This window comes from Ruoffia sp. FAM 26254 (genome assembly GCF_045528545.1).
GTDB lineage: Bacteria > Bacillota > Bacilli > Lactobacillales > Aerococcaceae > Ruoffia > Ruoffia halotolerans.
Genome location: NZ_JBGQQY010000073.1, coordinates 1 through 6,806, shown reverse-complemented (window position 1 = coordinate 6,806; position 6,806 = coordinate 1). Strand labels below are relative to the sequence as shown.

Here is a 6,806-nt window from a genome sequence, read left to right as displayed (position 1 = left end):
AGTCTGTAAGATATCTGTAGTAAGATTGTTCATAGGGAAGTCCTCTTTTCTGTGAATGTAGTGTGGTAACTCTATTCTACAGAAGGGGCTTCCTTTTTTCTATTTACACAAGATATTTTACACTCTCATAATCTAAACTCATTACAATTAAATAGCTTATTATTAGACGCAGCATTATTACTCAGGTTCTATGTGGTGTGCTAATTAAGCATGTCCCGCAATGGACATTATATTTACAAAATAATTACATAAGTTGAATGACAATTAAGGGCTTAGAGGTACAAGGGGCTAAAAAGTATGAAAAATAAATATCTATTATCATTTGTTATATTTTTATTGATTATTTCTATTAGTTCTATTCAAGTTTCAGCTGATGGATTGGGCGAACTTGTTAAGTTAACCGATGAACAGCAAGAGATATTTTCTTTACTTCGCTTAAGACAAACTAATTTCTATTCAATCGATTATGAAAACTCAAATTCATCATATATTATACGATGGGAAAAATTACAAAATGATGGAAATTGGCAGGCGATGGAATTAATAAATGAAAAACATGATGGCGGTAATTTACAGGTGGCGATCAATCTTGAGGATTTTATTCGTATAGGTATTCGATCAGAGGATGGCACATTAAATACTTATGAATTTCTTTCTTCAAGTTTGCCTAATCGTATTGAGAGAGAGAATAGCAGAGAATCTTTATTAGGCGATTGGAAAGATACTATTGAGATAGAAGCTAATAATCGAGAGCCATTAACAATCCTTATTTTAGCAGACTCTAATCATATGTACTCTTTAAATTACGAAGAAATCAATTCTGATTATGAGAACCCAGAGTTCGATGTGGAAGGCGTAAAGGATGTATTTGCGCTGACAATTGAATTTGTAGAGACAGAGTAATAATTTTCCTTGTGAAGAAGCCAACCGAACAGTTGGCGGAATAAGTATAGTATAATAACCTTCATTCTTAGGAAATATGTTAAGGATGGAGGATTTTTTGTTATAATTAATGAGTGAGTATTATGTAACGAGGTGATAAAGATGGCAGAACTGATAAAATGCAAACCAAGTGATGTTGAACAATTACGCGATATTAGTATTGAAACGTTTGTTGATACATTCAAAGACCAAAATACCGAAGAGAATTTAAATGAATATTTAGAACGGGCCTACTCTATTGAGCAACTAACGTCTGAAATCAACCAGGTTGGTACAGATTTTTATTTTCTGAAGGATTCAGACTTGGTCGTTGGCTACTTAAAGCTGAATATTGATGATGCGCAATCAGAGAAAGATAATCCGCTAGCATTAGAGGTAGAACGAATTTATGTACTACCACAGCATAAGCGTAAAGGCTATGGAAGAGAACTGTTGGAATTCGCTCATGCTCGAGCAAAAGAACTTAACCGAACTGGTATTTGGTTAGGGGTCTGGGAGCATAATTATAATGCCTTAGCTTTCTATAAGAAGATGGGCTTCCAACGAGTTAGTGAGCATACTTTCATTATGGGAGACGATGCGCAAGTGGATTATATTATGCTAAAAGAGTTATAGAAGGCACTCTCATTATTAGATTGGATTCTAATGATGAGAGTGTTTTTAATTTTATAAAATTAAAATATTCTCCTTTGTATTGATTTAACAAGGGCATAAGGCAATTTTGTTTCAACCTAAATTAGTTAATTAAAAATAAATGAGATAAAAAGGTTGTTTTCTAATTAATCATCATTTATACTAGTTACAAATAAAGCGAAGGAGCCTACTCATGAATAATCTAAACTCATTACAATTAAATAGCTTATTATTAGACGCAGCATTATTACTCAGGTTCTATGTGGTGTGCTAATTAAGCATGTAGCCGCATAGGACGAAAATCTTATGCGGGAATATTAAGTTTAGATAACATGGGACGCTGTGTTGTATCTTTGAACCTGCTAAGATTTTCGTCATTCTTAGCAGGTTTTTTGTTTTTATAAATTTTAGGAGGATACAACATATGAAACATATTAAAAAAATTATTGTGATGATGATTGTCGCAGTAATTGGATTTCAAGTTTACAATCAATTTACCTCAAATGTTACAGGAGAAGCCCAGGAAGATAAAGTTTTGAACTTATCCGTTGCTTCAGATCCAGTTATGGATCCAGCTTTTGTAACAGATTCTTATTCCATGCCAATGATTAAGAACATTTTGGAAGGTTTGACTCGTCCAACGAATGACGGTGAGATCGTACCGGCAATGGCAGAATCATGGGATGTGAGTGAAGACGGTAAGACGTATACATTCCATCTTCGTGAAGGGATTCAGTGGACTAATGGGGATCCGGTAACGGCGAACGACTTTGAATATGCATGGAAACGAATCATTAACCCTGAGACGGCAGCAGCGAATGCGTCTAAGATGTTCATTATCGAAGGGGCAGAAGCTTACTTTATGGGTGAAGGGTCCGAAGAAGATGTGAAGGTCAATGCCGTGGATGAGGAGACATTTGAAGTGACATTGACTGAACCTGCACCATACTTTATTGAATTAACGGCGCGTCAAACAACGATGATGCCGGTACATCAAGCGACCGTTGAAGAAAACCCTTCTTGGGCAACGGAAGCTGGTGAGCAGTTTGTATCGAATGGGCCATTTAACTTTGTTGAGTGGAATCATAACGGGGACTATACGCTAAAGAAGAACGAAGGCTATTGGGATGTTGATAATGTTGATTTAGATGGGGTTTATGTACGTATTATTGAAGATTCAATGACAGCGAACATGAGTTTTGAAAGTGGTGAATTGGACTTTATTGGTATTCCGTTCAATACCATTCCTGCTGATGCGATTGATAGTTATCGTGCGAATGGTGACTTGGATGTGACTGAGATCGGTGCAACCTATATGTACAAGATGAATACAACGGATGAGATTATGTCGAATGTCAATATTCGTCGTGCCTTGTCACTAGCGATTAACCGTCAAGAATTGATTGATAATGTCGTAAAAGGAGAGCAAACGCCAGCTAAAGGTGGCATTGCACCAACTGTTGCTGGCTTTGAAGAAGACCGTGGATACTTTGAAGATGCAGATTATGATATAGCGCGTGACTACTTAGCTCAAGGTATGGAAGAGTTGGGTTATGATGATACGGCCGCTATGCCCATTGTTATTCAAACGAACGATAATGATTCACATTTGGCAGTAGCGCAATTTATACAAAGTGAGTGGGAACGTGAACTAGGTGTTCAAGCAACGATTGAAACAGCTGAGATTAATGTTCATTTTGAAAGTATGAATCAATTGAATTACCAAATCGGACGCATCGGACCAACCGTTGACTTTAACTCAGCTTATGCTTTTCTAGAACATTACTATTCAGCAGATACAGGCCAGAACAGAACGGGTTGGGAGAATGCCGAGTATCAAGAAATTCTCGATAAAGTATTGTTTGAAGAAGATGAAGCTGTGCAACATGAGATGTATATAGAAGCAGAACGCATTCTAATGGATGAGATGCCATTTATTCCAATCTACTACTACAGTAACCCGCAAGTTAAGAGTGAGCGTATGAATAACTTGTTCGTAGATGGTATGGTTGATGTACAATTGAAGGAAGTTACAATAACTGAATAGTCAAGACATATAGAAAGGTGAGTAATAATTATGACAGTAGATTATAAAGCAATCGCAAAAGATTACGCAGACAAATATATGGAGGACTTATTTACGTACTTGCGCTATGAGACCGTCTCAGCGCAAGGTCGTGAAATTCCTGAGACTGCCAATTTTGTTAGAGATACTATTATTGAAGCTGGTGGTGAGAGTGAAATTCTAGGAGATCTAGGGGGGCATCCTGTCGTTTACGGCTATTTCAAAGCCGGCGCTAATGGCAATAGTGACAAGACATTACTATTCTACAACCATTACGACGTTCAACCAGAAGATCCAATTGATGAATGGAAGACAAATCCTTTTGAACCAACGGTTGTTGATGGCAAAATTGTTGCTCGTGGTGTGTCTGACAATAAGGCGAACTTTATGTCGCGGATTGTCGCGGTTAAGGCCATTCAAGATACTGAAGGCGGCTTACCTTGTAATGTAAAGTTCTTTGTTGAAGGTGAGGAAGAGATTGGAAGTCCTAATATTGACAAGTATTTAGAGAATTATGCAGATAAGTTCAGCGCAGATGCCTGTATTTGGGAATCGGGCAGTAAAGATAGCGAAGAGCGAATGGTAATTAGTGCGGGGGTTAAAGGGATTGCCTACTTCGAAGCATCCGTTGTCAGTGCGGATATTGATATTCACTCTTCACAAGCTGCGGTGATTGATAATGGGGCTTGGCGTTTAGTCCATGCTTTAGCAACTTTGCGTGATGCGGATAATAATATTACGGTTGATGGATTCAAAGAAATGCGCACAGAACCAACCGACGTTGAGAAGGCGAGTGTTGCAGCATTTCCTTATAATGAAGCCGCAACGATAGATACTTATGGATTAAAGCAGCCTTTAATTACGGATGGCTTAGATTATTCTGCCCAAGAGGCATTAATTCTTTATCCAACGATGACAATTAGTGGCTTGTTATCAGGTTATACGGGTCAAGGGACGAAGACGGTCCTACCACGTAAAGCGATGGCGAAAATTGATGTGCGACTTGTTCCAGGCTATGAACCTAAAACGGTTTATGATGTGTTGCGCAAGCACTTTGATAATCATGGCTTTAAAGATGTTGACTTGGAGTTATTAACTGGAGTGAAGCCATTTAGAACGGATATATCCGATCCATTCACAGAACAAGTGATAAACTCTGCCAAAGAAGTTTACGGAGAAGAGAATGTCATCTTAGAATTAAATTCTGCAGGAACAGGGCCGATGTATGGGTTCGGAAAATACCTAAATGTACCTATCTTAGGTGCTGGAACAGGTTGGGTCGAGTCTGGCGCACATGCACCAAATGAGAATATTCGGGTTGAAGATTACTATCAAGGTGTAGAGCATATTATTCAGTTGTTACATACATTTGGTGGGGAATAATATGGGGGACTTGGATTCGCCAGCTTGTTTGCTTGAACTGGTGAATCCAAGCCAACTTCGCTAGCTCACACTCTTGAACTGGCGAATCCAGACCAACTTCGCTAGCTTACACTCTTGAACTGGCGAATCCAGACCAACTTCGGTAGCTCACACTTCTGAACTGGTGAATCCACATACCACCACCCCCAAAAACACGAAGTCCTCCATAACTTCGTGTTTTTTCGTGTCCCCACTCGCCTACACCTGCCCGCCTCCTTCTTGAGTCCAATGTGTACACATTAAGATTTGTGGTATTATTTGTATAAGAAACTCAGAACAAGTTAACACTGGCAAAGTTTATCAAATGCCGATTTATATAGAAAGAGGTGGAGACAATTGAAGGTTATGATTATTGAGGATGATTTAATAATTGCGCGCGAGTTGGGCAAGGTTTTAGAACGCTGGCAATTCGAGGTGGATATTGTTGAGAATTTTGAACATATAATAGAAGCTTTTAGAAAAAGTCAACCTCACTTAATCCTCCTAGACGTGAATCTACCATATTATAACGGCTATTATTGGTGTGGCGAAATACGTAAAGAATCAGACGTGCCAATTATTTTCATCTCGTCTGTATCAGATCGCATGGATATGATTATGGCAATGCAGATGGGCGCCGACGATTACATTCCCAAACCCATCGACACCCAATTTACCGTCAGCAAAATTCAAGCACTCTTACGTCGCACCTATGATTTCTCTGTCCAGTCCGATGCTTTCGAATACGAAGGTGCCATTCTAGATGTGGCTAAATCACGCATCACCTACAAGAACGCCGAGGCAAGCTTAACCTTTACAGAATTACAAATACTGACAGCTTTATTCCAGCACAAGGGCGAGTATGTAAGCCGGGAAGCAATTCTAGATTACTGCTGGCAGAATAATCAATTCATCGATGACAACACTTTAGCAGTAAACATGACCCGTATCCGGAAGAAACTGCGAGCCATCCAATTAGATTCGTTCATTGAGACCAAGAAAAATTACGGCTACCGATTAAATGCAGAAGGTGAGTCCTTATGATGGGACGCTTTCTTAATCAGAATTGGGGCCTGCTATCAGTGTTTATATTACTGCATCTTGTCATTTGGTTTGTATTTCTACTCTTCTCGCTCCCCATGGATGTATTTTGGGTATTATTTTGGAATTTAACAATTATCATGTCAGTATTTTTAGGCTATCAAATCCTCTCATTTAGAGAAGAGGTGCGCCTCGAAACTAAGGTAGAGCAACTTCAAGAGGAACTCATTGACCTGCAAGACGCCAGTGTTATGAGACAAAACGAATTAGAAGAATACTTTATTATGTGGGTGCACCAGATGAAGACGCCGATTACAGCCAGCCAACTAATACTTAAAAATCCTGACGACGCAACCATACGCAATTTAAGACAGGAAATGGTCTCCATTGAAAATTATACAAATATGGCGTTAAATTATTTAAAACTCTCGAACCCCGCGACAGACATGGTTTTCTCAGAACGAAAACTGGATGATATTATCACCCCACTCATTAGAAAATACAGTCTGCAATTCATTCAACATGGGATTCGACTGCATTACCAACCAATTGAAGCTGAGGTCGTCACTGAAGCGAATTTAACGAGTCTAATGATTGCCTGAACAATTCATACTTTTCGTTGAAACATGTGCCAACTGCCTAACGGCAGCTTAAATTTACTTTTTCATTTTCACCTGTTAAGTGATGAAAAAAGAACCCCATTCTGATATGGTAAAGGTGTCTA

General features: G+C 38.8%; 6 protein-coding genes. All 6 read left to right on the top strand.

Features of this window, described 5'->3' with window-relative positions; all coding sequences use genetic code 11:
• Positions 1-297: 297 nt before the first annotated feature.
• The 6 genes from ACEN3Z_RS11355 to ACEN3Z_RS11330 all read left to right on the top strand — a co-directional run bounded on the left by ACEN3Z_RS11355 (position 298) and on the right by ACEN3Z_RS11330 (position 6,684).
• Positions 298-903: a hypothetical protein gene (locus ACEN3Z_RS11355; RefSeq protein ID WP_407090926.1), complete on the top strand. Its 606-nt coding sequence runs from the start codon at positions 298-300 to the stop codon at positions 901-903.
• 141 nt (positions 904-1,044) lie between these two features.
• Entirely contained in the window at positions 1,045-1,557 is a 513-nt protein-coding gene (locus ACEN3Z_RS11350) for a GNAT family N-acetyltransferase (protein ID WP_407090925.1), read from the top strand.
• A 442-nt stretch (positions 1,558-1,999) separates the two neighbouring features.
• A complete protein-coding gene (locus tag ACEN3Z_RS11345; protein ID WP_407090924.1) occupies positions 2,000-3,622 on the top strand; it encodes a peptide ABC transporter substrate-binding protein in 1,623 nt (540 codons plus the stop codon).
• Positions 3,623-3,652: 30 nt separating this feature from the next.
• Positions 3,653-5,023, top strand: coding sequence for a M20/M25/M40 family metallo-hydrolase (locus tag ACEN3Z_RS11340; protein WP_407090923.1), 1,371 nt, complete (start codon positions 3,653-3,655; stop codon positions 5,021-5,023).
• Between the two features lie 384 nt (positions 5,024-5,407).
• On the top strand, positions 5,408-6,085 hold the full coding sequence (locus ACEN3Z_RS11335) for a response regulator transcription factor (RefSeq protein ID WP_407090927.1): 678 nt from the start codon (positions 5,408-5,410) through the stop codon (positions 6,083-6,085).
• A gap of 137 nt (positions 6,086-6,222) precedes the next feature.
• Positions 6,223-6,684: a hypothetical protein gene (locus ACEN3Z_RS11330; RefSeq protein WP_407090922.1), complete on the top strand. Its 462-nt coding sequence runs from the start codon at positions 6,223-6,225 to the stop codon at positions 6,682-6,684.
• Positions 6,685-6,806 lie beyond the last annotated feature (122 nt).